Origin of the sequence: Kitasatospora sp. NRRL B-11411 (genome assembly GCF_000721345.1) — a bacterium.
In the GTDB taxonomy this organism is placed as follows: Bacteria; Actinomycetota; Actinomycetes; order Streptomycetales; family Streptomycetaceae; genus Kitasatospora; species Kitasatospora cineracea.
Genome location: NZ_JOGH01000028.1, coordinates 20,209 through 43,438, shown reverse-complemented (window position 1 = coordinate 43,438; position 23,230 = coordinate 20,209). Strand labels below are relative to the sequence as shown.

General features: G+C 75.4%; 24 protein-coding genes. 10 read left to right on the top strand and 14 right to left on the bottom strand.

The annotated features are described in order from the left end of the window. Positions 1-19: 19 nt before the first annotated feature. On the bottom strand, positions 20-1,486 hold the full coding sequence (locus IH44_RS0115880; RefSeq protein ID WP_051816943.1) for an MFS transporter: 1,467 nt from the start codon (positions 1,484-1,486) through the stop codon (positions 20-22). A gap of 111 nt (positions 1,487-1,597) precedes the next feature. Here IH44_RS0115880 and IH44_RS0115875 point away from each other — a divergent pair, with 111 nt between their 5' ends. The 3 genes from IH44_RS0115875 (at position 1,598) to IH44_RS41070 (ending at position 4,382) form a co-directional block, all read left to right on the top strand. Beyond that, complete coding sequence (locus tag IH44_RS0115875; RefSeq protein ID WP_030460202.1) at positions 1,598-2,059, top strand: MarR family winged helix-turn-helix transcriptional regulator; 462 nt, start codon at positions 1,598-1,600, stop codon at positions 2,057-2,059. Between the two features lie 256 nt (positions 2,060-2,315). Next, positions 2,316-3,092: a LamB/YcsF family protein gene (locus IH44_RS0115870; protein ID WP_232794956.1), complete on the top strand. Its 777-nt coding sequence runs from the start codon at positions 2,316-2,318 to the stop codon at positions 3,090-3,092. A 291-nt stretch (positions 3,093-3,383) separates the two neighbouring features. Next, entirely contained in the window at positions 3,384-4,382 is a 999-nt protein-coding gene (locus IH44_RS41070; RefSeq protein WP_051816942.1) for a hypothetical protein, read from the top strand. Between the two features lie 7 nt (positions 4,383-4,389). Here the strand turns inward: IH44_RS41070 and IH44_RS0115860 are convergent, their stop codons facing one another. Together IH44_RS0115860 and IH44_RS0115855 are read right to left on the bottom strand one after the other, a co-directional pair. Then, positions 4,390-5,061 carry a B3/4 domain-containing protein gene (locus IH44_RS0115860; RefSeq protein ID WP_030460199.1) on the bottom strand — a complete coding sequence of 224 codons (672 nt, stop codon included), beginning with the start codon at positions 5,059-5,061 and terminating at the stop codon, positions 4,390-4,392. 24 nt (positions 5,062-5,085) lie between these two features. Further along, entirely contained in the window at positions 5,086-5,922 is an 837-nt protein-coding gene (locus IH44_RS0115855) for an EamA family transporter (RefSeq protein ID WP_030460198.1), read from the bottom strand. A gap of 196 nt (positions 5,923-6,118) precedes the next feature. Here IH44_RS0115855 and IH44_RS0115850 point away from each other — a divergent pair, with 196 nt between their 5' ends. The 3 genes from IH44_RS0115850 (at position 6,119) to IH44_RS0115840 (ending at position 8,367) form a co-directional block, all read left to right on the top strand. Next, positions 6,119-6,721 carry a GNAT family N-acetyltransferase gene (locus IH44_RS0115850; RefSeq protein ID WP_030460197.1) on the top strand — a complete coding sequence of 201 codons (603 nt, stop codon included), beginning with the start codon at positions 6,119-6,121 and terminating at the stop codon, positions 6,719-6,721. 211 nt (positions 6,722-6,932) lie between these two features. Beyond that, positions 6,933-7,775: an undecaprenyl-diphosphate phosphatase gene (locus IH44_RS0115845; RefSeq protein ID WP_030460196.1), complete on the top strand. Its 843-nt coding sequence runs from the start codon at positions 6,933-6,935 to the stop codon at positions 7,773-7,775. Positions 7,776-7,917: 142 nt separating this feature from the next. Continuing rightward, positions 7,918-8,367, top strand: coding sequence for a VOC family protein (locus IH44_RS0115840; protein WP_030460195.1), 450 nt, complete (start codon positions 7,918-7,920; stop codon positions 8,365-8,367). Positions 8,368-8,492: 125 nt separating this feature from the next. Here IH44_RS0115840 and IH44_RS0115835 read toward each other — a convergent pair whose 3' ends face one another. Next, positions 8,493-9,476 (bottom strand): helix-turn-helix transcriptional regulator, encoded by a 984-nt coding sequence (locus tag IH44_RS0115835; protein WP_030460194.1) that lies wholly within the window; start codon positions 9,474-9,476, stop codon positions 8,493-8,495. Between the two features lie 80 nt (positions 9,477-9,556). Here IH44_RS0115835 and IH44_RS0115830 point away from each other — a divergent pair, with 80 nt between their 5' ends. Beyond that, complete coding sequence (locus IH44_RS0115830) at positions 9,557-10,780, top strand: MFS transporter (RefSeq protein WP_030460193.1); 1,224 nt, start codon at positions 9,557-9,559, stop codon at positions 10,778-10,780. 91 nt (positions 10,781-10,871) lie between these two features. Here the strand turns inward: IH44_RS0115830 and IH44_RS0115825 are convergent, their stop codons facing one another. From IH44_RS0115825 to IH44_RS0115815, 3 genes are all read right to left on the bottom strand, one after another. Beyond that, positions 10,872-11,600, bottom strand: coding sequence for a DUF1775 domain-containing protein (locus tag IH44_RS0115825; RefSeq protein ID WP_030460192.1), 729 nt, complete (start codon positions 11,598-11,600; stop codon positions 10,872-10,874). Positions 11,601-11,610: 10 nt separating this feature from the next. Next, a complete protein-coding gene (locus IH44_RS0115820; protein ID WP_030460191.1) occupies positions 11,611-13,038 on the bottom strand; it encodes a hypothetical protein in 1,428 nt (475 codons plus the stop codon). Positions 13,039-13,384: 346 nt separating this feature from the next. Further along, positions 13,385-14,872, bottom strand: coding sequence for a hypothetical protein (locus IH44_RS0115815; protein WP_030460190.1), 1,488 nt, complete (start codon positions 14,870-14,872; stop codon positions 13,385-13,387). A gap of 419 nt (positions 14,873-15,291) precedes the next feature. Between IH44_RS0115815 and IH44_RS0115810 the strand changes: the two genes are divergently transcribed. Continuing rightward, positions 15,292-16,452, top strand: a complete 1,161-nt coding sequence (locus IH44_RS0115810) for an aminoglycoside phosphotransferase family protein (RefSeq protein ID WP_051816941.1) — start codon at positions 15,292-15,294, stop codon at positions 16,450-16,452. A 44-nt stretch (positions 16,453-16,496) separates the two neighbouring features. Here IH44_RS0115810 and IH44_RS0115805 read toward each other — a convergent pair whose 3' ends face one another. The 4 genes from IH44_RS0115805 to IH44_RS0115790 form a co-directional block, all read right to left on the bottom strand. After that, positions 16,497-17,651, bottom strand: a complete 1,155-nt coding sequence (locus tag IH44_RS0115805; RefSeq protein WP_051816940.1) for an acyl-CoA dehydrogenase family protein — start codon at positions 17,649-17,651, stop codon at positions 16,497-16,499. A gap of 55 nt (positions 17,652-17,706) precedes the next feature. Further along, complete coding sequence (locus IH44_RS49715) at positions 17,707-17,787, bottom strand: putative leader peptide (RefSeq protein WP_341869173.1); 81 nt, start codon at positions 17,785-17,787, stop codon at positions 17,707-17,709. A 6-nt stretch (positions 17,788-17,793) separates the two neighbouring features. Then, positions 17,794-18,288, bottom strand: a complete 495-nt coding sequence (locus IH44_RS0115795; protein ID WP_030460187.1) for a hypothetical protein — start codon at positions 18,286-18,288, stop codon at positions 17,794-17,796. 822 nt (positions 18,289-19,110) lie between these two features. Beyond that, positions 19,111-19,359 carry a DUF397 domain-containing protein gene (locus IH44_RS0115790; RefSeq protein WP_030460186.1) on the bottom strand — a complete coding sequence of 83 codons (249 nt, stop codon included), beginning with the start codon at positions 19,357-19,359 and terminating at the stop codon, positions 19,111-19,113. A gap of 217 nt (positions 19,360-19,576) precedes the next feature. Here IH44_RS0115790 and IH44_RS0115785 point away from each other — a divergent pair, with 217 nt between their 5' ends. Further along, on the top strand, positions 19,577-20,119 hold the full coding sequence (locus tag IH44_RS0115785; RefSeq protein ID WP_081966911.1) for a PTS-dependent dihydroxyacetone kinase phosphotransferase subunit DhaM: 543 nt from the start codon (positions 19,577-19,579) through the stop codon (positions 20,117-20,119). A gap of 171 nt (positions 20,120-20,290) precedes the next feature. Then, positions 20,291-21,220, top strand: coding sequence for an NAD-dependent epimerase/dehydratase family protein (locus tag IH44_RS0115780; protein ID WP_030460184.1), 930 nt, complete (start codon positions 20,291-20,293; stop codon positions 21,218-21,220). Positions 21,221-21,262: 42 nt separating this feature from the next. Here IH44_RS0115780 and IH44_RS0115775 read toward each other — a convergent pair whose 3' ends face one another. Genes IH44_RS0115775 through IH44_RS0115765 form a run of 3 tightly spaced genes read right to left on the bottom strand, consistent with a single transcriptional unit; the run spans position 21,263 to position 23,113 of the window. Beyond that, positions 21,263-21,742: an NUDIX domain-containing protein gene (locus IH44_RS0115775; protein WP_030460183.1), complete on the bottom strand. Its 480-nt coding sequence runs from the start codon at positions 21,740-21,742 to the stop codon at positions 21,263-21,265. Positions 21,743-21,779: 37 nt separating this feature from the next. Continuing rightward, entirely contained in the window at positions 21,780-22,379 is a 600-nt protein-coding gene (locus IH44_RS0115770) for a NeuD/PglB/VioB family sugar acetyltransferase (protein ID WP_030460182.1), read from the bottom strand. Between the two features lie 50 nt (positions 22,380-22,429). Then, on the bottom strand, positions 22,430-23,113 hold the full coding sequence (locus IH44_RS0115765; RefSeq protein ID WP_030460181.1) for a sugar transferase: 684 nt from the start codon (positions 23,111-23,113) through the stop codon (positions 22,430-22,432). Between the last annotated feature and the right edge of the window lie 117 nt (positions 23,114-23,230).

Sequence of the window (23,230 nt, the reverse complement as noted above, 5' to 3'; positions counted from 1 at the left end):
ACCCGGGCGGGTGCGGGGGCTACTTGGCCGTCGCGCCGTCGGTGACGCCTTCGGTGACGACGGACAGCTGCGGTCCGTCCTTCGGACCGGTCGCGCCGCCCGCCACCGCGCGGCGGATGCCGGGGATGGCGAGGGTGACCAGCGCGGCAGCGACGGCCGCGCCGGCGCCGATCATGAAGGCGGTGCGGAAGCCGCCCTCCGAGGGCAGGGTGTGCCCGTGGAAGTCGGTGGTCATGTGGGCCAGCACCACGCCGATGACGGCGGAGGAGCTGGAGGTGCCGATGGAGCGCATCAGGGTGTTGAGGCCGTTGGCGGCGGCGGTCTCGGAGACCGGGACGGCGCCCATGATCAGGGCGGGCATGGCCGCGTAGGCGAACGCGATGCCGCCGCTGATCAGGCAGGAGAAGAGCAGCACGCCCCAGGCGTGGCCCATCAGGGCGAGCGCGGAGAGGTAGCCCGCGGTGATGATGACGGCGCCGACCAGCAGCGAGACCTTGGGGCCCTTGGCCCGGGAGAGCTTGGCGGAGATCGGCGAGAGCAGCATCATGACCAGGCCGGCGGGGGCCATCCAGAGGCCGGCGGCGACCATCGACTGGCCGAGGCCGTAGCCGGTGGCGGTGGGCATCTGGAGCAGCTGCGGGGAGACCAGGCTCATCGCGTACATCGCGAAGCCGATCACCACGGAGGCCAGGTTGGTCATCAGCACCTGGCGGCGGACGCTGGTGCGCAGGTCGACCAGCGGCTGCTGGGTGCGCAGCTCCCACCAGCCCCAGACCGGGAGCACCACGACGGCGGCGGCGAGCATGCCCAGGGTGGTGCCGGAGCCCCAACCCCAGTCGCTGCCCTTGGAGATGGCGAGCAGCAGGGCGACGAGTCCGATGGTGAGTCCGATCGCGCCGACCACGTCGAAGCGGCCGCCGGAGCGGACCGGGGACTCGGGGACGAGGAAGAACACGGCGACGGCGACCAGCAGGCCGAGCGCGGCGGAGATCCAGAACAGCGCGTGCCAGCTGGCGTTCTGGGCGATGACGGCGGACAGCGGCAGGCCGAACGCGCCGCCGATGCCGAGCGAGGAGCTCATCAGCGCCATCGAGGAGCCGAGCTTCTGCGGCGGGAGTTCGTCGCGCATGATGCTGATGCCGAGCGGGATGACGCCGGCGCCGACGCCCTGGAGCGCGCGGCCGATCACCATCGGGGCGAGCGAGCTGCTGAAGCCGCAGATCAGCGAGCCGATGACGAGCATGGTGAGGCTGGCGAGCAGGATGCGGCGCTTGCCGTACATGTCGCCGAGTCGGCCGAGCACCGGGGTGGCGACGGCACCGGCCAGCAGGGTGGCGGTGATCGCCCAGGACGCGTTGGCGGCCGTGGTGTGGAGCAGGTTCGGCAGGTCCGGGATCAGCGGGACGACCAGGGTCTGCATCAGCGAGACCACGATGCCCGCGCCGGCGAGCACTCCGACGATGGGGCCGGTGCGTGCCTGACTCATGGGGTACTTCCATCTCTTCAGCTAGATATGCATGATGCACACAATGTGTACCATACATATAGCCCCCTCGCGGGATATGCTGCCGAAAAGTGACGCAAGGGACGGAGGAGCATGCGGCGCGACAAGGAACTCGCCCTGATCGAACGGGAAATGATGCTGCTCGCCCGCCATCAGGTGCTCGCCACCGCCCGCACCAACGGCGGCCCCGACGCCCTGGAGCGCAGCGCCTACACCCTGCTCAGCCGGATCGAGACCGAGGGCCCGCTCACCATCGGCCAACTCGCCGAGGCGTTCGGGCTGGACACCTCCACCGTCAACCGGCAGAGCGCCGCGATGCTCCGGGCCGGACTGGTCGACCGCATCCCCGACCCGGACGGCGGGGTGGCCCGCAAGCTGCGGATCACCGAGGAGGGCCTGCGCCGCCTGCGCCAGGACCGCGACTGGTCGATCCAGGGCCTGTCCCGGGTGGTCACCGACTGGACCGCCGCGGACCTGGCCGACTTCGCCGAGGTGCTCGAACGCTTCAACCGCGACATCGAACGCATCCAGGGCCGCCCCTGGCCGCGCGGCTGACCGCAGACCCGCAGGCCCCTGGCCGCGCGGCTGACCGCAGGCACCCGGCCACCAACTCGCCGGCCACCGCCCCGCCGACCACCGGCGTTGCGCCGAGCGGGTGGCCGTCCGGACGCCCCCGCGCGACCTGGCGGGTAAAACCTGCCGCCCGGACCGCGACCCCCGCCCCGGCCGAAACGATCAGGCCCTACGATCACCCCCAGGAGCGGACCCCGGGCCCGGATCGGCCCGCGCGGAAGGGCGGACGAGGAAAAAAGTGGCCGACGCGGTGATCGACCTCAATGCGGACCTCGGCGAGGGCTTCGGACGCTGGAGCCTGACCGACGACGACGCCCTGCTCTCGGTGGTCACCAGCGCCAACGTCGCCTGCGGCTTCCACGCCGGCGACCCGTCCACGATGCGCCGGGTCTGCTCGCTGGCGGCCGAGCGCGGGGTGCGGATCGGCGCCCAGGTCTCCTACCGCGACCTCGCCGGGTTCGGCCGCCGCGCCATGGACGTCCCGCCGGAGGAACTCGCCGACGAGATCGCCTACCAGATCGGCGCGCTCCAGGTGTTCGCCCGGGCGGCCGGCTCCCGGGTCTCCTACGTCAAGCCGCACGGCGCGCTCTACAACCGGGTGGTGCAGGACAACGAGCAGGCGGAGGCGGTGGTCTCGGGCGTGCTGCGGGCCGGCGCGGTCTGCGACGGCCCGCTGCCGCTGCTCGGCCTGCCCGGCTCCCGGCTGCTCGCGGTGGCCGAGGGCGTCGGACTGCCCGTGGTCACCGAGGCGTTCGCCGACCGCGCCTACACCTGGGCCGGCACCCTCGTCCCGCGCCGCGAACCGAACGCCGTCGTGCACGACCCCGAGGCGGTCATCGCCCGCGCCGTCGGCATCGCCCGGGACGGCGCCGCCACCGCCGTCGGCGGCGAGCCCATCAGCGTCCGGGCCCGCTCCCTCTGCGTCCACGGCGACACCCCCGGCGCCGCCCAACTCGCCTGGCGGATCCGCGGCGCCCTCGCCTCCGCGGGCGTCCGCGTCGAAGCCTTCACCTGAGCCCGCCCGACGCCCCGTCACGCCCCCGCCCCGCCTCCGTCCCGTCTCCGTCCCGTCTCCGGAAAATTCCCGGAATTCCCGCTCCTCCAGCCGCCCGGAACGGCCCCTTCCCGGCCCTCCGCCGCCCCGCCGCGCCCCTTCCCCCCGCCCCGGAACCCTCGGCGGCCACCCCCGCCCGAAACCCCCCGCCGCGAGCCGCACACGGCTTCACCAAAGTGCCTCTGACCTGGTGCTTTCCTGATTTTCCCCTAGGGTTGGCGACACCACAGGAGACCGTCGGAGGGGACCGCCGTGAGCGAGTACGACGCTGCACACATCCAGGTGTTGGAGTGGCCGGAAGCCGTCCGGGAGCGGCCCGGGATGTACATCGGCTCGACCGGGGAGCGCGGCCTGCACCACATGGCGCAGGAGGTGCTGGAGGGCGCCGCGAACGAGGTGCTGTCCGGCCGCGCGAGCCGCGTCGAGGTCGTGCTGACGGCAGACGGCGGTGTGCGGGTGAGCCACGACGGCGTCCAGCAGGCCGATCTGGCCCGCGCGTTGACCGTCCTGCCGACCTGCTGGGACGACCCCGCCGGGCGGAAGCTCCTGGCCTGGGCCGCCTCCTGCCCGGCCGTGGTCAACGCGCTCTCCGTCCGGCTGGTCGCGGAGGAGCACCGGGACGGCGTGACGCACCGTCAGGAGTACGCTCGCGGCCGGCTGCTCACCCCGCCCACCGTGACCGGCCCCAGCGATCGCACCGGCACCACGGTCGTTTTCCACCCGGACCCGGAGGTTTTCGGGACGACGGCGCTCGACGCCGGTGCGCTGGTCGACCACCTGCGCGAACTCGCCCTGCTGAACCGCACCCTGGACTTCACCCTCACCGACGAGCGCACCACCCCGCACCGCACCGAGCGCCTGCACCACCCCGCCGGACTGGTCGACTTCACCACCCGCCTCGGCGGTGACCCCGCCGCCACCCTCACCGTCGAGGCCACCGACGAGCGGATGGGCGGCACCCTCGACCTCGCCCTCAGCTGGACCGGTGGCGGCGGCCTCCACGGCTACGCCAACAGCCGCCGCACGGACGAGCAGCACAGCACCCATCTCCTGGGCTTCCGGGACGGTCTGGCCGCCGCCCTGGGCCGGTCCGAGCTGCCCGCCGGGCTGACGGCCGTCGTCTCGGTGAAGCTCGACGACCCGGAGTTCAACGGCGCCACCCGCCGCCGGCTCGACAACGGCGCCGTCCGCCCCTGTGTCGCAGCAGCCGTCCGGCACGCGGTGGAGGGCTGGCACACCGGGCGGGACTGACCCCGGCTCAGCCCAGGTACCGCACCGTCACCCCGGCGCTGTGCGGTGCCAGCAGGGCCTGCAACTCGTCCGCCGCTTCGGTGAGTTCGGCGCCGTCCATGGTCTCCAGCACGAACAGCACGTCGGTGGCGTGCTCGGTGACGCGGGTGCGGTGGGCGTCGCGGTGGTTCCAGTGGCGGGTGAGGACGCCGGACGCGTCCGCGTAGACGACCTCGCCGGGCTCGGGGTGCTCGGTGGTGTCGGGTTCGCCGAGCGGGGTGAAGTGCTCGCTGCCGTCGGCGAACCGGATCTCGACGGGGCCGTCGACCGCCGCCAGGTCGAACGCCCCGGCGGGGAGGGCGTGCCGGACGGAGACCGCGTTGTAGGAGTCGACGGCGGGGTTGATCCGGGGCAGCGCGCCCCGCTTGGCGAGGCGGCGGCCGAGCGCGTCCACGCTGGGGCGGATCCGGCGCGGGTTGGTGCCGAAGGCGCGGTAGGCGGCGTGCCAGGCGGCGATCCGCGGGTCGTGCTCGTCGGCGGGGCGCCACTCGCCCTCGGCGGTGCGGGCCTCCAGCCGGGCCAGCGCGGCGGCGGTGGCGGGCCACGGTTCGGTGCCGCGGACGCCGCGGGCGGTGAGGACGGCGATCCGGGCGGCGGGGAAGGCCGCGGCGACGTCGGGGTGCAGGTGCGGGACGGTCAACGGGGGTCCTTTCGAACGGGAGGGTCAGGTCAGGGCCAGCAGGCCGACCGCGAGGGCGGCCGTGCCGAGGCCGGCGAGCTGGCCGCGGTGGATGCGTTCGGCCAGGACGGCGCGGGCCAGCAGCACCGTGCCGGCCGGGTAGAGCGCGGTGATCACCGCGACCACCGCCAGGTCGCCGCTGCGGGCGGCCAGCAGGAAGAGCACCCCGGCGGCCGAGTCGAGCACCCCGGCGGCGGCCGCCAGGCCGTACGCGGGGCGCTCGGGGCCGAGGCGGCGGCGCCACAGGGCGGTGGCGGTGAGGGTGAGCGCGGAGGTGACGGCCCGGCCGACGATCAGCGGGGCGACGCCGCTGCCGGACGGGGCCTGGTGCAGGCAGACCAGCTGGACGGCGATCGCGGCGCCCGCGCCGAACGCCAGCAGCAGCGCGGGCCGCGTCACCCGGGCCCGGCCGTCGGCCGTCCCGGCGCTCACCAGCACCACCGCGACCAGTGCCAGCGGCAGGCCCAACAGCCCGGCGGCGCCCAGGTGTTCGCCCTGCAGCAGGCCGACGGCCACCGGCAGCATCGCGGAGATCAGCGCCGTCACGGGCGACAGCACGTTCATCGGGCCGATCGCCAGCGTCCGGTACAGCAGCGCGAACGCCGCCGCCGAGGCCACCCCGGAGGCCGCGCCCCAGCCGACCGCCCCGGCCTCGAACCGCGCGCCGAGCAGCGGCCAGAGCAGCAGCTCGACGGCCAGGCTGGCGGGCGCGGCGACCAGCACGGTGCGCAGCACGTGCGCGCGGCGGGCGCCGAGGCCGCCGAGGAAGTCGGCGCAGCCGTAGGCGAGGGAGCTGCCGAGGGCGAGCAGCAGGGCGATCATGGCACTTCCCCATCAGTAGGCCGGAACAACCACAACGGTACAACAGAGTGAATCGACCAGAGCAACACAGTGATCTGGCGGGGCATTCCCGTCACCGCCCACCGCTCCCCGCCGCCCGCTCCTCCCCCGCCCACCGCTCTCCGGCCGCCCCGAAACCCGCTTGCCGCACCGCCGCACCCGGTGCTCTGCTCGCCCGATGAACACCCCTCCCCCGACGAGCACCCCTCCCCCGCACGTCCGCCTGCGCACCGAACGGCTCGCCCTGCGCCGTCTCACCCCCGCCGACCTGCCCGCCGTCACCGCCCTGTGCGGCGACCCCGAGGTGATGCGGTACATCGACGACGGCCGCCCCGTCCCGCCCGCCCGGGTCGCGGACGAGCTGCTGCCCGGCCTGCTGCGCGAGTACGCCGAACTGCCGGACGGGCTGGGCTGCTGGGCGCTGGAGGCGGACGGGCGCTTCCTCGGCTGGGCGGCGCTGCGCCCGCCGGCCTCGGTCGGCCTGGACCCGGCGGACGGCCTGGAGTTGGGCTACCGCCTGCTGCCCGCCGCCCGGGGCCTCGGGTACGCGACCGAGGCGGCGGCCGCCCTGGTCCGCGCCGCGTTCGAGGAGCTGCGGGCCGAGCGGGTGGCGGCCACCACCATGACGGTGAACACGGCCTCCCGGCGCGTCCTGGAGCGGGCCGGACTGCGCCACGTCCGGACGTTCTCCGCCGACTGGCCGGACCCGATCCCGGGCAGCGAGCACGGCGACGTGGTGTACGCGCTGACCCGCGCCGAGTGGGCCGCCGCCGCGCCCTGACGCCCGCCGGGGCGAACGGCCTGACGCCCGCCGGTGCGAACGGTCCGGGTGGTCCGGTTCGTCCCCATCCGCCCCATTGCGATCTTCAGTACATCCGGAGCCCCTATCATCTGCCCGCACCGGACCGCTCCCCAGCCGCCGGACCACCCACGAGCGAACAGGAAACCGCCATGCCGAACCTCCGAGAGATATCCGCGGCGGGTGTCCGGTGATCAACTGGTTCCACGCGGCCGTGCTCGGCCTGGTGCAGGGGCTGACCGAGTTCCTGCCGGTCTCCTCCAGCGCCCACCTGTGGGTCTTCTCCGCCCTGGCCGGCTGGGACGACCCGGGCGCGGCGTTCACCGCGGTGACGCAGCTGGGCACCGAGTCCGCGGTGCTGATCTACTTCCGCAAGGACATCGGCGCGATCATCAAGGCGTGGACGCTCTCGCTGTTCCGGGCCGAGTGGCGGCACGACCAGAACGCCAGGCTCGGCTGGTACGTGATCATCGGCACGCTGCCGATCGGCATCCTCGGCAAGCTGTTCCAGGACACCATCGAGACCACCCTGCGCGACCTGCGGCTGATCGGCACCACGCTGATCCTGTTCGGCGTGGTCCTGGCCGTCGCCGACCGCTCCCGCGCCGTCCGCAACGCCCGCAGCATCGAGTCGCTGAACTTCAGGCACGCCCTGATCTACGGCGCCGCCCAGTCGCTCGCCCTGATCCCGGGCGTCTCCCGCTCCGGCGGCACGATCAGCGCGGGCCTGTTCCTCGGCTACAGCCGGGAGGCGGCCGCCCGCTACTCCTTCCTGCTCGCCATCCCCGCCGTACTGGCCTCCGGCGGTCTCGAGCTGCTCAAGATCGGCGAGGGCCCGGCGCCCGCCTGGGGGCCGACGATCCTGGCCACCCTGATCGCCTTCGCGGTCGGCTACGCGGCGATCGCCTGGTTCCTGAAGTACATCTCGCACAACAGCTTCACGCCGTTCGTGGTCTACCGGATCCTGCTCGGCATCACCATCATCGCCCTGGTCACCGCGGGCACCCTGGCCCCGGACGCGGGCGCCGTGCACTGACGCCGCCGACGTCCCGCGGGGACGGTCCGCCAGAGCCCCCGGCCGACCGTCCCCGCCCCCATTCCCCGCCCCTCGTCGGGCGACGCACCGACCCCCCGGAGATCGTTGCCGCTCGATCTGACGTGCGATTGAATCCCTTGGCATGACGCTCACTTGGAAACTGGTCGTGGACAGCCGGGACGCCGCCGCACTCGCCGAGTTCTGGGCCGCCGCCCTCGGGTACGAGGTCGAGGACCCGACCGCGCTGATCGACGGCCTGCTCGCCGCCGGTCGGCTCCCCGCCGCCGCGGTCCTGGAACGCGGGGGCCGCAAGCTGTTCCGCGGCTACTCGGCCGTCCGCCACCCCGAGGACCCGTACGACCCGGTGAGCGGCATCGGCCAGGGCCGCCGGATCCTCTTCCAGGACGTCCCCGAGGCCAAGCAGGGCAAGAACCGGCTGCACCTCGACGTCCACTCCGGCGGCGAACTCGACGCCGTGGTCGCCCGGTTGGAGGGGCTCGGCGCCACCCGGATCGAGGAGCAGCAGCAGGGCCCGGCCGGCCACTGGTGGGTGATGCGCGACCCCGAGGGCAACGAGTTCTGCGTCGCCTGACCGGCGGCCGGACCCAACCGGAGCCGGACCCAACCGGTGCCGGGCTCAGCCGGTGCCCGGCCCAACCGGTTCCGGGCCCAACCGGTGCCGGGCTCAGCCGGTGCCCGGCCCAACCGGGGCCGGGCTCAGCCGGTGCCCGGCCCCGCCGCCAACCGGTCGCCCAGCTCGGTGCGGTGGTAGAGCACCCGGCGGCCCACCCTGGTCCGGTCGACCAGGCCGGTGTCCCGGAGGATCGCCAGGTGGCCGCCGACCGTGCCCACCGACTGCCCCAGCAGCAGGGCGAGTTCGCTGGTGGTGGCGGGCGTCTCCAACTGGCCCAGGATCTGCGCCCGCCCGCCGCCGAGCAGCCGGGCCAGCGCCCGCCCGTCACCGTTCCCGCCCGTCCCGCCGCCGGAGCCGCGCGCCGCGTACACCATCGCGAACGGGCGGCCCGGCGCCTCGCACAGCCAGGAACTGCGCTGCGCCGTGACCGGGACGAACAGCAGGCCGTCCGACCCGACCAGCCGGTCCGGGCCCGGGCGGTCGCTGAACCGGATCGCGTCCGTGCCGACCCAGGCGCTGGTCCGGTTCATCAGGTGCAGCGCCCGCGGCCAGCCGTGCGCGGCCAGCAGCCCGGCCCGGTAGGTGACGTCGCGCTGGAGGCCCGCCCGCCGGGCCGGCCAGTCCGCGGCCAGGTGCGCGTCCCAGACCTCGCGGAACAGCGCGGCCGCCCGCGCCCCGTGGCCGCGGCCGCCCAGCCAGTCCAGCCGCTGGCCCGCCCAGGCGTGCTCCTGCGCGGTGCGCAGCCCCGCCACCGCGACCTCGTCCGGCACCCGGGCCACCTCGGCGAGCTCCGCCTCCAGCGCGGTCTCCATCCCGCCGCCCGGCGGCAGCGTCAGGTGCCCCGGCAGGTACTTGGTCGCCGAGATCAGCTCCACCAGCCCGCGCGCGTACCCGTCCTCCGCCAGCCGCGCCAGGAACGCCGGCCGGTGCCGCTCCCGCCAGGGCACCGCCCACGGTTCGCTGTACGGGCGGGCCAGTTGGACGATCGCCGCCAGCGTCTCGGCGAACGGCGACAGCGCGAACCGGGACCGCGACAGCGCGAGCGAATCCAGACGCAGCACGACCACGCGCCGCCCTCCCTCCGGTGACCTTTCGGTGGAACCCGAAACGATAGAGGCCCCGGCACGACCGCTCGCACACTCTGCGGGTGCTTCCACCACTCCTTCACCACTCCGGCTTCCGCCGCTTCTTCACCGGCCGGGCGATCTCCCTGCTCGGCAGCTCGATGGCCCCCGTCGCGCTCGCCTTCGCCGTCCTCGACGCCGCCCACGGCCGGACCGCCGACCTGGGCACCGTCCTCGCCGTCCGGATGCTCCCGCTGCTCGCCCTGCTGCTGCTCGGCGGCGCGGTCGCCGACCGGCTGCCCCGGCGCACCGTCCTGCTCACCACCCACCTCGGCGCGGGCCTCAGCCAGGGCGCCGCCGCCACCCTGCTGCTCACCGGCCACTACGCGCTCGGCCCGTTCGCCGCCCTGGAGTTCCTCAACGGGGCACTCACCGCGTTCACCTCGCCCGCCCTGCGCGGCGTGCTCCCCGAACTCGTCCCGAACGACCGGCTCCGGCCCGCCAACGCCCTGCTGGGCATGGCCGCGAACGGCAGCAAGCTGTTCGGCCCGCCGCTGGCCGGCCTGCTGGTGGCCGGCGTCGGCCCCGGCTGGGCGGTCGCCCTCGACGCCCTCAGCTACCTGCCCGCCGCGTACCTGCTCGCCCGGCTGCCCGCCGGACCGGCCCGCAGCCGCCCGACCGCCCTCCGCGCCGCCCTCCGCACCGACCTGCGCGAGGGCTGGACGGTGTTCCGCCGCACCCGCTGGGTCTGGTGGACCACCTGGTCGTTCTGCGCCACCAACCTGCTGCTGGTCGGCCCCTGGCAGATCCTCGGCCCGCAACTCGCCGGGCCCGCCCTCTGGGGCACCCTGCTCGCCGCCCGCGGCGCCGGCCTGCTGCTCGCCGACACCGCCGCCTACCGGCTGGCCCCCCGCCGCCTGCTCGCCACCGGCCAACTCGCCGGCCTGCTCCTGCCGCTCCCGCTGCTCGCCCTCGGCCTCCGCGCCCCCGTCCCCTGGCTGTTCGCCGCCGCCCTCGCCTCCGGCCTGGGCCTCGCCCTCTCCGCCACCGCCTGGAACACCTCCGTCCAGGAACACCTCCCGCACGACGTCCTCTCCCGGGTCTCCGCCAACGCCGACGCCCTCTCCTACCTCGCCATCCCCCTCGGCCAGTTGGCCTGCGCCCCGCTCACCACCCGCCTCGGCGCCCCCGCCCTCGCCGCCACCGCCGCCCTCGCCCAGGCCGCGCTCACCCTGCTCCCCCTGCTCTCCCCCGCCGTCCGCCACCTCCCCCACCGGCCCGAGACCCCGGCCCCCGTCCCGGCCTGACCCGGACGCCCCCGGCACGACGAAGCCCCCGCGCCCGCCCCGGCCGGGCCGGGCCGGGCCGGAACGAGCGCGGGGGCGACGAACTACCGCGCTAGGAGGCCGACTTGCGGCGGCGCAGCACCAGCACGACCAGCGCGGCGAGGACCGCGACGCCCGCGACGCCGCCGAGCACCACCGCGGTGGTGCCGCCGCCGTCCTCGCCGCCCCCGGCAGCGACCGTGGGAGCGGACGCGGACCCTGACGGGGACGCGGACGGAGACCCGGACGCGGACGCAGGCGGGGACGCGGACGCGGAGGCGAACAGCGTCACGCCGTCGGTCGGCAGCGCTCTCGCGCCCGGGGCGGCCGGGGTGAGGGCGAGCACCGGCGCGGGGTGCTGCGGCTTGGTGTCGCCCTGCGGGAGTTCGATCCAGCGGTCGGTGTGGCCGTCGGAGTAGTCGACCAGGGTCTTGAACACCAGCGAGGCGGCGTCCGGGAGTTGGAGCACCCGGACGGTCCACTCGGCGGCCGTGCCGGGCGCCAGCGCGGGGCCGGCCACGGTGAAGCCGTCGGCGGTGGGGGTGAACGTCCAGCCGGCGGGGGCCTTGGCCAGGGTGAGGTCGGCCGGGGCCAGCCCGGCGGGCAGCACGACCTTGACGTCGGTGATGCCCGCGGTGGAGGACTCGCCCTCGGCGGAGAAGGCGACCTCGGCGTCGACGGCGAGCGCCTGCGCGGTCGGCGACCCGACCTCGACGTGCGCCGCGGCGGTGCCGGCCGCGCCGAGCACCAGGCCCAGCGCGAGGAGGGGCGCGGCGGAGCGGTGGCGGAGTCGTGGGCGCATGGCGGGAACCCTACCGGTCGCGGGCCGTCAGCCGGCCGCGGACCGCCGCGTGCACCTCGGCCTCCTCGGCCGGGTCGGCGGCGAGCCGGCGCAGGCGTTCGAGGACCCGGACGTCGCCGGTGGTGGTGACGTGGGTGGCGGCGAGCTCGCGGGTGGACTCCTCACAGTCCCACAGGCACTCGACGGCGGGGCCGGCCCCGAAGTTGGGGTCGGTGACGGCGAGCGCCTGGGCGGCGCGGCCGCGCAGCTCGGAGGAGGCGGCCTCGCCGTAGACGTGCCGCAGGGCGGGGACGGCGGCGGTGGCGTGCAGCCGGCCGACGCCGTCGACCAGGCTGCCGAGGGCGGCGCCGGCCACGCCGTTCAGTGAGATCCACTGGTGCAGGGCGGCGACGACCAGCGGGGCGTCGCAGGGTTCGCCGGCGTCCGCGAGCAGGCGGACGGCGGCCTGGGCGAGGGCGCTGTCCGCGCCGCCGGTCGCCGGGTCGGCCCAGCGGCGGGCGTGCGCGAGCGCCTCGGGACCTCGCATCCGGCCGAGCAGTTCCAGCGAGGCGCGGACCACCCGGTGGTCCAGGTCCGCCGCGGCGGTCTCGATGAATCCGGCGGCGGCCGGGTCGCGCTGTTCGACGAGGTGGCGCAGCGCGGCGCAGCGGGCGCCGGCCGGGCCGTGCGCGGCGGCGTCGTGCAGCAGCGGGACGTCCTCGGGGCGGACCACGGCGGTGAGGCAGCGGGCGGCCGCGGCGGCGCGGCGGGCGAGGGCGTCGGGCGCGGTGCCCTCGCCCTGGTCGGCCCAGGCGAGCACGTCGGCGGTGGACCAGCCGGGGGTGACGCCGGGGCGGTTGAGCTGCCGTTGCCACAGGTCGAACGGTGACTGCTCGGTGGCGGCGGCCACCCTGGGGTGGTGCGGGGCCCACAGCCGCCACACCCGCGGCTCGTAGGCGGCGCGGATGGTCTCGCGCAGGTCGGCGTCGCCCTCCGGGTCGGCCGGGAAGCGGTCGAGGACGGCGGGGGCGAGGGCGAGCAGGGCCTCGTCGGTGTCGCGCAGGGCGAGTTCGTCGAGGGCCCAGGCCCAGTTGGTTCCGGTGGTGGTGTAGGCGCGCAGCAGGTCGAGGGCGTCGCGGCGGCCGTAGCCGGCGAGGTGGCCCAGGACGGCGAGGGCGAGGCCGGTGCGGGCCTCGTCGGTGTCGAGGCTGTCCTCGGGCGAGTGCAGGTGGAGCTCGATGCCGGTGAGGGGGGCTTCGAGCTCCATGTAGAGGCGGGCGTAGTACAAGGAGCGGTTCTCGACCTGCCAGTCGGCGCGGGGGTCGTTGGTGACGCAGGTCTCGACGGCGGCGATCGCCTCGTCGCGGTCTGCGGCCAACGCATGCAGCTGCCCGTCTCCGCGGCCTCTCTGGAGGAGGCCGAGGAGGCTGGCGCTGGGCGCTATCACTGGCTCGAACATGAGGTCAGCATCCGTTGCGGCGGTCGTCGTGGCAACGGGATTTCCGTCGCCGGGGTCGGTTGGCACAGCTCAGGCGCCCGGGCGCCGGAATCACCGAAGGTTACCGCCTGGGTGGCCGATCCGCACACAGGGCAACGGATTTCCGCCCGGTGACCGCGCCAAACCGGGTCCGTCCGTACCGGATCGACCCCTTCCGGAATGTGCGGTGCGTTCGGGCGCGAATCAGCCCGTTGTTCGGCATTCGGACACCCCCGGCCGGAGGTGTCCGGAGCCGGTGCGGACGGAGCCGGTGCGAACCGGGTCGGACCGGGCAGGGTCGGACCGGGCAGGGTCGGATCGGACCGGGTCAGATCGGGCGGGGTCCGCGGGGTGCGGGCAGCACGGCGTGGATCCGGTCGCGGAGTTCGGCCACCTCGGGCAGTCCGCGGTAGCGGGTGGAGAGCCGGTACATCTCGCGCAGCCGGTCCCAGGTGCGCTTGGAGGAGGTGTCGTTGATCGAGGCGAGGGCGAGTTTGGCCTGCACCTGGGCCTCGTCGGGTTCGCCGGAGATCCAGTGGACGGAGGCCAGGGTGATCCGGTCGAGCAGCGCGGAGCGCTCCCGGCCGGTCGTCTGGCGCAGCCGGATCGCCTCCCGGGCGTGCCGGAGGGCGAGCGGGACGGCGCCGGGGTCGTGCTCGGCGAGGGTGCGGTAGACCAGGGCCTGCATGCCGTGCAGTTCGGCCTCGTTGAACAGCTGCATCCAGCTGGGCGGGGGTTCGGGACTGTCCTGGACGAACAGCTCCTCGGCCTCGCCGAGCACCCGGTGGGTGGCCTCGGAGCGGCCGAGCGAGGCCTGCGCCCAGGCTTCGACGGTGTGCAGCATGGCCCGGGTCCGCGGCTGGCTGCCGTCGCGGGGGCCGGCGCTGGCGTTGGCGAGCTGCATGAGTTCGAGGGCGTCGTCGGCCCGGCCGAGGTGGAGCATCTGGCGGGCGGCGCGGGAGATCGCCTCGCCGGCCCGGGGGCGGTCGTCGGCCTCCCGGGCGGCCTGCGCGGCGATCACGAAGTAGCGCTGGGCGGTGGGTTCGAGGCCGACGTCGTGGGACATCCAGCCGGCCAGCACGGCGAGGTTGGCGGCGACCGTCCACAACCGGCGCTCCAGCGCGGGCGGGTGGCCGTGGGTGAGCAGGCCGCCGACCTCGTTGAGCTGGCCGACCACGGCCTTGCGCTGGAGTCCGCCGCCGCGCGAGGCGTCCCAGGCCCGGAACACGTCGACGGCGCGTTCGAGGGCGGCGACCTCGTCGTTGCCGACCGGTCCGGGTTCGTAGACGTCCAGGACGGGGTGCGCCCCGCCCTGCACCAGGACGGGGCGGGGGCCCGGGCGGGCGGCCGCCTCGGCGACCGCGCCGCCGGTGAGCCAGTCGTGCAGGTTGTCGGCGATGACCGCGCCCGCCGCGAGGGCGGCCGAGGCGCCGACCAGTCCGCGTCTGTTCAGCATGAGGTCCATTCCCGTGAACTCGGTGAGGACCGCGGCCGTCCGATCCGGTGCCCAGGGCTCCTTCGGCGGTGCTGCGCTGCTGCTGCCGTGCCTGGTGGGCCGGTGTCGTTCGAGACCGAGGTCCTCGGTGGTGACGACACGGCCGAGCCGCTCCGTGAACACGGCGGCCAGCACCCTCGGCACCGGGTCGCGCGGGATCTCGCCGTGCTCGATCCAGCGCCGCACCCGGGAGGTGTCGGTGGACAGCTGCTGCTCGCCCAGCGCGGCACCCCGCCGGTTGACCAGCCGGGCCAGCTCGCCCTTGGACCATCCGGTCAGGGCGAAGTGGTCGGCCAGTCTGGTGTTCGGCCCCTTGCTCAACTGAAGCCCCCAGGATCCTCGGCTGGTTCCCGACCCTAGTGGCTCTGTCACATGCCAAGCGACCATTCGCCAGGGTTCGCCAGGGTGCGCTACGTGGTGTGCCAGTGCCGTCCGGGTGTCAGGTAGGTATGCGCCACCCCGGCTCCGCGCCGGAACGGCCCCCGACCGGCCCGGATCCCGATCCGACGGCGCGTCGGGCGGCCTTCCGGGAGCGGTGCAGCGGGGGGTGGCGCGACCGGGTGGCGCGAGGGCGCCGGGCAGGGCGCGGTGGTCGGGACGGACGTACTTCCCCAGGGTGCGGACGGTTCCGGCGGGCCGCGGGCCGTGCCCGGCGCCCGCGCCCCACCCGGCGGGCCCGACCCCAGTCGACGGGCCACCCTCAGCTTTGCCGCCGGTCAAGGAAGGACCCTCACCAGCCCATGTACTCCACAGCCAGCACCGGTACCCGCTCGTCGTCCCCGAACGGGGTGGACGCCGCGGCCGCACGCCCGTCACGCTCCCCCCTGCGCCCCCCGACCGCCGGTGCGGGCCGGCCCGCGCCGCGCGGCGCGGAGCTGCGCGACCCGCGCGGGCGCACCACCCTGGTGACCCGTCCGGTGGCGGACCAGGCCGGTCGGCTGGGCCGGCCGGCCGCGGGCCGGGCCCCGGAGGCGTTCGTGGACCGGGTGGACCCGGCCGCGCTGCAGACCCCGGCGGTGCGGGCGGTGCTCGCCAACGTCGCGCGGATATGTCCGGCGTTCCTGCCGCGCCAGGTGCTGCGGGAGGGCAGTCGGCACATCCTGATCGCGGGCACCATCGGCCGGGCCCCGGTGGTGGCGAAGTGCCTGGCGCCGGCGGCGCTGCGCGGGGAGCGGGCGGAGCAGCTGATCGGGCGCTTCCACCACGAGGTGGCGGTGTACCGGGCGTTCGTCCGGCACCGTCCGCCGGTGCGGCTGCCGCGGCTGGTGGCGGCCGACCACGACCGCTGCGTGCTGGTGCTGGAGCGGGTGCCGGGCCGGCCGGCGGCCCGCGAGCGGCACCCGGTGAACGCGCCGACGCCGGGCGAGGTGCGCGCGGTGCTGGGCGCGGTGCGCACGCTGAACCTGTGGCGGCCGCCGACCGACGTGTTCGGCAAGCCGATGGACTACCAGACCGAGATCGCCCGGTACCACTCGCTGGGCCTGCTGACCGACCGGGACGCGGGCGACCTGCGCGGCCTGCTGCACGGCCTGTCCTCGGTGCCGTGGCAGCTGAACCACGGCGACGCGCTGCTCGGCAACATCCTGCTGGCCCCATCCGGCCCGGTCCTGCTGGACTGGGAGCAGGCCGGCTGGTACCTGCCGGGCTACGACCTGGCGGTGCTGTGGAGCGTGCTGTCGGGCGACACCGCGGCCCGCCGCCAGATCAGCCAACTCGCCCAGTCCGGCGGCACGCTGGCCCGGGACGCGTTCCTGGTGAACCTGGTGCTGGTGCTGATGCGCGAGCTGCGGCTGCACGACGTCCCGGGCGCGGGCGAGGAGCAGCGGATCATGATCCGCCGGCTGTACGACGACTCGGCGCTGGCCCGCCGCGCGGTCCGCGCGGCGGTCGGCACCCGCTAGTCCGGCACCCGCCAGTCCGGCGCCGGAGACCCGACCGGCGGGTTTCAGCCACCCAGCAGGGCTTCGCCGAGGGCGTCCAGCACGGTGTCCTCGGCGGGCAGTTGGGTGCGCAGGCTGAGGGTGTCGCGCAGGTGGCGCTCCAGCGGGTGGCGGCGGTCGAGGCCGGTGCTGCCGGTGAGGGTGAGGGTCCGCTGCACGGTGTCCGCGGCGGTGCGGGCGGCGAGCAGTTGGACGGCGGGCGCCCGGGTGGCGGCGGCCGGATCGGCGTCGGTGCGGGCGGCCAGGCCGTGGACGAGCTCCTCGGCGCCGGTGAGCGCGGCGTCGAGTTCGCCGAGCGGGCGGCGGTGGACGGCGGCGGTGCCGCGCAGCCGCCCGGCGGACCAGTCCAGGGCGGCCCGGGCGGTGCCCAGCAGGACGGCGGTCAGGGCGAGTTGGCGCCAGGCCGCGGCGAGCGGGTCGGCGGGGAAGGCCGGCCCCTTGGGCAGGTGGGCGGCGTCGGTGCCGATCCGGGTGTCCTCCAGCAGGACGTCGTGGCCGGCCGCGGCGCGCAGGCCTAGCTGGTCGGCGGCGGGGTCGATCTCCAGTCCGGGGCTGTCGGCGCGGACCAGGAACAGGCCGGTGCGTGGCCGGTTCCGATCGGTCCGGTCCTCGGCGGTGCGGGCCTCGACGACCAGCCAGGCGAGCGCCTCGGCGCCGGGGCAGTGCGGGGCGCGGCCGACGAGCCGCCAGGCGTCGCCCTGCCAGTGCGCGGTGACGGCGGGCGGGCGTCCGGAGGGGGCCCGGAGGGTGCCGACCAGGGCGGGGCCGCGGCGGGACTCGGTGAGCAGCCGCCGGTAGAGCGCGGCGGGCCAGGGCGCGGTGCGGGCCTGTTCGGCGTGGTGCAGCAGGGTGTGCGCGGCGAGCAGGGCGACCGAGGCGTCGCCGCGGCCGAGCCGGGCCAGCACCCGGACGGTGTCGGCCAGTCCGGCGCCGGGCCCGCCGTGCCGTCGGCCGACGGTGAGGGTGAGCAGTCCGGCCTCGTGCACGGTTTCGACGCCCTGGTAGGGGAAGGTGCCGTCGCGGTCGTGCTCGGCGGCCCGGGCGGCCAGCAGGTCGACGACCCGGGGCAGCCGGGCGAGCGCCCGTTCGACGGCGCCGTCGGCGGCGGGGTCCGCGGGGGCGGGGGTGGGGACGGTCGGCTGCGCTGCGGTGCGGGTCATGGCGGGGCCTCCGGGCGGGCGGCGTGGGGGTGTCGGGCGTCCGTGACTGGGTGGTTCAGGACGCCGGACAGGCCGCGCCGGCGGTGCGCCGGAGGTCCACGTGCAGGCGGCGGGTGAGCAGCAGCGGCCGGGGCATCGCGCGTCAGCCCTGCTGGAACATCTCCGCCGGAAGCGGCTTGAGGAGCTGGTAGAGGTCGTCCGAAATCGGTCGGTCCCAGGAGGCGATGGTGACCTGGACGCCGTCGCTGCGGCCGAACTGCGAGCAGTAGAGCCGTTCCTCGGTGACCTTGACCTTGCGGACGATCAGCAGGTCGTCGCCGAGCATGACCGGGAAGTCCTCGGCCGAGACGAAGTCGACCTGCTCCTCGTTCTCCAGCGAGGCGAGCAGCTGGCGGGCCTCGATCGGCACGCCGTCCTCGCTCTCGCGGGCGGGCGACTCCTGCGGGACGTTGCCGATCAGCATGGCCGGGCCGCGGCCGCCGAGCAGGTCGTACTGCAGGAAGATGCCTTGGCAGGAACCGTCCTGACCGGCCAGGATCATGGCGCCGAAGTCGCCGGGCCAGTCGCCCGGATCCATGGCCAGTACGTCGAAGTCCGGGCCGGCGGGCTGTCCGGAGCGACGGCGGAGAAATGACATGGGCCCATCGTACGTGTCCGGTGGGCGGGGGCCGGTGCGCGGGTCCGCGATCAGGCCGAGATCTACGCTCAGGGACCAATGTTGACTCTGAGCAACCGTCCGGGCTACGTTCGGTTCAGCACGACGGCCGCTCCGGGGCGAGATCCACAGGGGGCGGCTTGTCGCAGCGTGCCTTGCGCGCATTCCCTCACTGCGCACGCGGTCGTGTGAACTCCAAGCACCATTTGCTGATTCAATGGTCCTTAGACGGTTCCTTGAGCCTGCGGGTGATTCCGGCGGGCTCCGGGCGGTCGAGGTGCCATCAGGTCGGCGCCACAACAGCCACACACATAAAACAAACCCAGAGCCAGGTTCGCGGGGCCCTCGTGCCGTCGCGTCCGCGAACCTTGCCCGGATCACCGCCGCGTGGGGGCGTGCGGAATCCGGGCTCCGGCCCACCCCGGGGAGTCGCTCTTCCCGGTCGGGCCAACTCCCGCTGCGACGGCTGCCGCACCCTGTGCGGCACAGGGACTGGGAGAGCCCGTCAGCGGCGCCGTTGACGGGCAGCACAAGCGGGCGCCGTGCCTATACCGCGTGGGGGCGGTAGGCACGGCGTCTGCCTGCTCTTACTGTGCTGGCAGGCTTGTCGACCAGTCAACAAGATTCGGTCCATCAGAACTCTTTTGTAACCTCGGCGTATGCCCAGTCGTCACCTGCGCGCGGGTTCCGGCCCGCTCCGCCGCACCCCGGAACTCCTGGTCCGGGGCGTGGCGGGCCGGTGAACGCCGGGCCAACCGGCGGGCCGGAGTTGGCCGGTTCCGGGCCCGGCCGGTGGCCCTTCGGCTACTGCTGCCGGTGCGGGTCGAACTCGCCGTCCCGGGCGCCCAGGACGAAGGCCCGCCACTCGGCGGGGGTGAAGATCAGCGCCGGGCCGTCCGGCTCCGCGCCGTTGCGCATGGCGATGTACCCGTCGACGAAGGCGATCTGCACGCCCTGTTCGTCGCCCGCCGCGTTCTGCCACTCGGCCCCGCTCACGTCGAGCTCGATCTTGCGCCGCTCGTTCGCCGCCTGGGCCGCCTCTGCCGGCGTCATCCGCTCACCCTCCCGCTGGGTCCTGCTGTGGTCGAGCGGCCAGCCTAGCCACCCGGGCCGCCCGGGCGGGCCGATCGGGGCCCGGGCCGCCCGCGGGGCGGTGCAGATGGGCCGATCCGGCCGTCCGGCGGCGACACCTGTGCTAAGAGGACGTCCCGGCCGCCGCCTCGGGGTGAGGATGGGGTCGAGCAGTCCGCCACCGACCCGGGAGCAGCCGATGGACCAGCGGGACCGCAGCCGCGCCGACGTCATCCCGATCTCCACCGCGCCGTCGGCCCCGCCGGTGGGCGCCGCGACCGGCACGGTGACCGCGCCGGTGCCCTCGGTGCCGCGCCCGGCCCGGCCGGCCGGGCACGGGCGGGTGGGCCTGGTGCTGGTGTCGCACAGCCAGGAACTCGCCGACGCGGTGCGGGCGGTGGCCCTGGCGGTGACGGAGGCGGACGATCCGGCTCCGGTCGCGGCGACCGGCGGCGCGCTGGCCGACGGGCCGGGCAGCAGCGCGGTGCTGGTGGCCGCGGCGGCCCGCCGGGTCGACCAGGGCCACGGCGTGGCGGTGCTGTGCGACCTGGACGGCCCGGTGCGCACCGTGCTGACGGTGCTGGCCGCGGCCGACGAGCACGGCCTGCCGTTCCCGACCCGGTTCGCCGACGCCCCGTTCGTGGAGGGCGCGGTGGCGGCGGTGGCGACCGCGACCGCGGGCGGCGACCTGGCGGCGGTGCTGGACGCGGCGGAGGAGACCGCCCGCCGCCCCAAGCGCTGACCCGGACCCTCCGCTTCCGGACCGCCCGCTTCCGGACCGCCGCACCGGATGCGGCGGTTCGGTTGCGCATGTGGGGATTTCGCGCACGGCGGGCACGGGGCCGCCGCTAGAGTCGGGCGATGGCCCGGCGGGGGGATTCCCCGGGCCCGAGCAGAGGGGTGGTGCGCGGCCGTGCGTGTGGTGATCACCGGTGGGGCAGGGTTCATCGGGGCCAATCTGGCCCGGGAGTTGACGTCGCGTCAGGAGGTGGCGGAGGTCCGGGTGGTGGACGACCTGTCCACCGGCAGCAAGGCCAACCTGGCGGGGGTGGACGTCTCCTTCTTCGAGGGCAGCATCCTCGACCCGGCCCTGCTGGACGCGGCGTTCACCGGCGCCGACGCGGTGGTGCACCTGGCGGCGCTGCCGTCGGTGCCGCGTTCGGTCGCCGCCCCGCTGGCCAGCCACCGGGTGAACGCCACCGGCACCCTGGAGGTGCTGGAGGCGGCCCGCCGCGCGGGCGGCCTGTACGTCGCGGCGGCGTCCTCGTCCTCGGTGTACGGCGCCAACCGGGAGCTGCCCAAGCGCGAGACGATGCGCACCGCCCCGATGAGCCCGTACGCGGTCTCCAAGCTGGCCACCGAGTCCTACCTCGGCGCGTACCACCACTGCTACGGCCTGGGCGTGCTGCCGCTGCGCTTCTTCAACGTGTTCGGGCCGCTGCAGGCCGCCGGGCACGCGTACGCGGCGGTGGTCCCGGCGTTCCTGGACGCGGCGCTGGCGGGCCGGCCGGTGACGGTGCACGGGGACGGGCGGCAGAGCCGCGACTTCACCTACGTCGGCACGGTCGCCCAGGTGCTGGCCGAGGCGGTGCTGCGCCGGGTGGTCAGCGCGGACCCGGTGAACCTGGCCTTCGGGACGCGGACCTCGCTGCTGGAGCTGATCGACCTGATGGGCACCGTGCTGGGCGCGCCGGTCGCCGCCGCGCACGTCGACCCGCGGCCGGGGGACGTGCGGGACTCGCAGGCCGACAACGCGCGGCTGCGCGGGCTGTTCCCGGACGTGGTGCCCGTCCCGCTGGAGGAGGGGCTGCGGCGCACCGCGGACTGGTTCCGGACGCTCTGACCCGCGGGCGGGGGCGCGCGCCGGGCGCCCCCCCCCGCCTCGCTAACGACCCGTCAGCTCGAAGTGCGCCTCGTCCTTTCCGGCCAGGGCGCGGGCGATGTGGTCGCGGGCCCGGTCCCCGATGTCGGGGAGCGCGTCCGGGTGGAACCAGCCGACCTGGAGCGACTCGTCGTCGTTCACCCGGGCCTCGCCGGACAGCGGGCGGCAGCGGAAGACCAGGTCCAGGTACTGGGAGCGGTCGCCGTTCGGGTACTCGATCATCGGGGAGACCGACACCGAGACCAGCTGTTCGGGCAGCACCGTCACGCCGGTCTCCTCCAGGCACTCGCGCACCACGGTGTCCGCGGGCTGCTCCCCCGGGTCGATGATGCCGCCGATCAGCGCCCACCTCCCGTTGTCCACCCGCTGCCCGAGCAGCACCCGCCCGTCCTCGTCGACCACCACGGCCGACACCCCGGACAACCAGAGCGGCCGGTGCCCGACCACTTCGCGCAGCTCCGCCAGAAACGCAGGAATTCCCATGCGGGGAAGCCTAGGCGACGCCCTCCGGCACCGGTGCTCAGCGGGTGAGCGGGCGGGCCGGGGTGCCGACGACGGTGGTGGCGGGCGGGACGTCGCGGGTGACGGTGGCGGCGGCGCCGACGAAGGCGGCGCGGCCGACGGTGCGGCCCTGGAGGACGACGGCGCCGGAGCCGACGGTGCTGTCGTCCTCCAGGTGGACGGCGCCGGAGACGTTGGCGCCGGGGTAGACGGTGACCCGGGCGCCGAGGCGGGTGTCGTGGCCGACGGTCGCGTTGTAGTGGACCTGGCTGTGCGGGCCGAGGCGGACGCTGCTGGAGACGTGCGCGCCGCCCATCACCAGGCAGCCGGGGGCGAGTTCGGTCTCGGGGGCGATGATCGCCCGGGGGTGCACCAGGGTGACGGGGTGGCCGCCGGCCGCATCCAGCAGGGCGGCCAGCCGGGCCCGGACCGCCGGATCGGCGATGCCGATCAAGTACGGTGCGCCGGAAGGCAGTTCGGCGGGTTTCTGGACCGGCAGGCCGCGCACCGGGCCCCCGGCGAGCCGGTCGTCCAGGAACCCGGAGACCTCGACGCCCGCGGCGAGCGCCACGTCCAGCGCCTCCCGGCCGACGCCGCCCGCGCCCGCGATCCACACCATGTGCCGTGCTCCGTCCGTCGTGTCGGCTCCTCCTTCCGGAAGGTACCGGTTCAGCCGCGCAGTTCCTCCCGGGCCAGCCGGGGTGCGGTCGCGGTGGCCTGCCGGGGCAGCACGATCCGGGCGGCGGCCGGTTCGGCGGGGGCCGGGGCCGGGGGCTGGGCGGGGGCCGGGAAACCGGGGTTGACGCCGCCGGCGGCGGTGATGCCGGCGGGGCGCAGCAGCACCTTCACGGTGAGGGCGAGGATGCGCAGGTCGAGGGCGAGGCTGTGGTGCTCGATGTACCAGAGGTCGAGTTCGATGCGTTCGGGCCAGGTGATGGAGTTGCGGCCGCGGACCTGGGCCCAGCCGGTGAGGCCGGGGCGGACGGCGAGCCGGCCGCGCTGGCGGTCGGAGTAGTGGACGACCTGCTCGGGCAGGGTGGGACGGGGGCCGATGACGCCCATGTCGCCGCGCAGGACGTTCCACAGCTGCGGGAGTTCGTCCAGGCTGGTCTTGCGCAGCAGCGCGCCGAGGCGGGTGATGCGCGGGGCGTCGGGTTCGTCCTCGTGCCGTTTGTCGCGCATGGTGCGGAACTTGAGGATGGCGAATTCCCGGCCGTGCCGGCCGGTGCGGGTCTGACGGAAGATCACCGGTCCGCCCGTGGTGGCGCGGATCAGGAGGGCGATCAGCAGGCCGAGCGGGACGGCGATGATCCCGGCCAGCACGGTGACCGCGAGGTCCCCCCCTCGCTTCATTTCTCCCCCAACTGGGTCGGTGCGTCGTGGTGTGGTGGGCGCGCCCGGGGCTGCCCGGCGCGCGGCGGTGGTGACGGTGCGGGCGGCCGTGGTGCTGCGCGGTGCGCAGTCGGTGCG

What these genes read in the sequence shown, in the direction of transcription:
- IH44_RS0115775 (WP_030460183.1), bottom strand. Translation starts at nt 21,742, where the DNA reads ATGGGAATTCCTGCGTTTCTGGCGGAGCTGCGCGAAGTGGTCGGGCAC.
- IH44_RS49715 (WP_341869173.1), bottom strand. Translation starts at nt 17,787, where the DNA reads ATGCCCCGGCCGCTGCTGCTCACCCGCCGCCTGCACGTGGACCTCCGG.
- IH44_RS0115850 (WP_030460197.1), top strand. Translation starts at nt 6,119, where the DNA reads ATGAACACCCCTCCCCCGACGAGCACCCCTCCCCCGCACGTCCGCCTG.
- IH44_RS0115810 (WP_051816941.1), top strand. Translation starts at nt 15,292, where the DNA reads ATGTACTCCACAGCCAGCACCGGTACCCGCTCGTCGTCCCCGAACGGG.
- IH44_RS0115825 (WP_030460192.1), bottom strand. Translation starts at nt 11,600, where the DNA reads ATGCGCCCACGACTCCGCCACCGCTCCGCCGCGCCCCTCCTCGCGCTG.
- IH44_RS0115875 (WP_030460202.1), top strand. Translation starts at nt 1,598, where the DNA reads ATGCGGCGCGACAAGGAACTCGCCCTGATCGAACGGGAAATGATGCTG.
- IH44_RS0115820 (WP_030460191.1), bottom strand. Translation starts at nt 13,038, where the DNA reads ATGTTCGAGCCAGTGATAGCGCCCAGCGCCAGCCTCCTCGGCCTCCTC.
- IH44_RS0115840 (WP_030460195.1), top strand. Translation starts at nt 7,918, where the DNA reads ATGACGCTCACTTGGAAACTGGTCGTGGACAGCCGGGACGCCGCCGCA.
- IH44_RS0115785 (WP_081966911.1), top strand. Translation starts at nt 19,577, where the DNA reads ATGGACCAGCGGGACCGCAGCCGCGCCGACGTCATCCCGATCTCCACC.
- IH44_RS0115765 (WP_030460181.1), bottom strand. Translation starts at nt 23,113, where the DNA reads ATGAAGCGAGGGGGGGACCTCGCGGTCACCGTGCTGGCCGGGATCATC.
- IH44_RS0115790 (WP_030460186.1), bottom strand. Translation starts at nt 19,359, where the DNA reads ATGACGCCGGCAGAGGCGGCCCAGGCGGCGAACGAGCGGCGCAAGATC.
- IH44_RS0115805 (WP_051816940.1), bottom strand. Translation starts at nt 17,651, where the DNA reads ATGACCCGCACCGCAGCGCAGCCGACCGTCCCCACCCCCGCCCCCGCG.
- IH44_RS0115880 (WP_051816943.1), bottom strand. Translation starts at nt 1,486, where the DNA reads ATGAGTCAGGCACGCACCGGCCCCATCGTCGGAGTGCTCGCCGGCGCG.
- IH44_RS0115795 (WP_030460187.1), bottom strand. Translation starts at nt 18,288, where the DNA reads ATGTCATTTCTCCGCCGTCGCTCCGGACAGCCCGCCGGCCCGGACTTC.
- IH44_RS0115770 (WP_030460182.1), bottom strand. Translation starts at nt 22,379, where the DNA reads ATGGTGTGGATCGCGGGCGCGGGCGGCGTCGGCCGGGAGGCGCTGGAC.
- IH44_RS0115855 (WP_030460198.1), bottom strand. Translation starts at nt 5,922, where the DNA reads ATGATCGCCCTGCTGCTCGCCCTCGGCAGCTCCCTCGCCTACGGCTGC.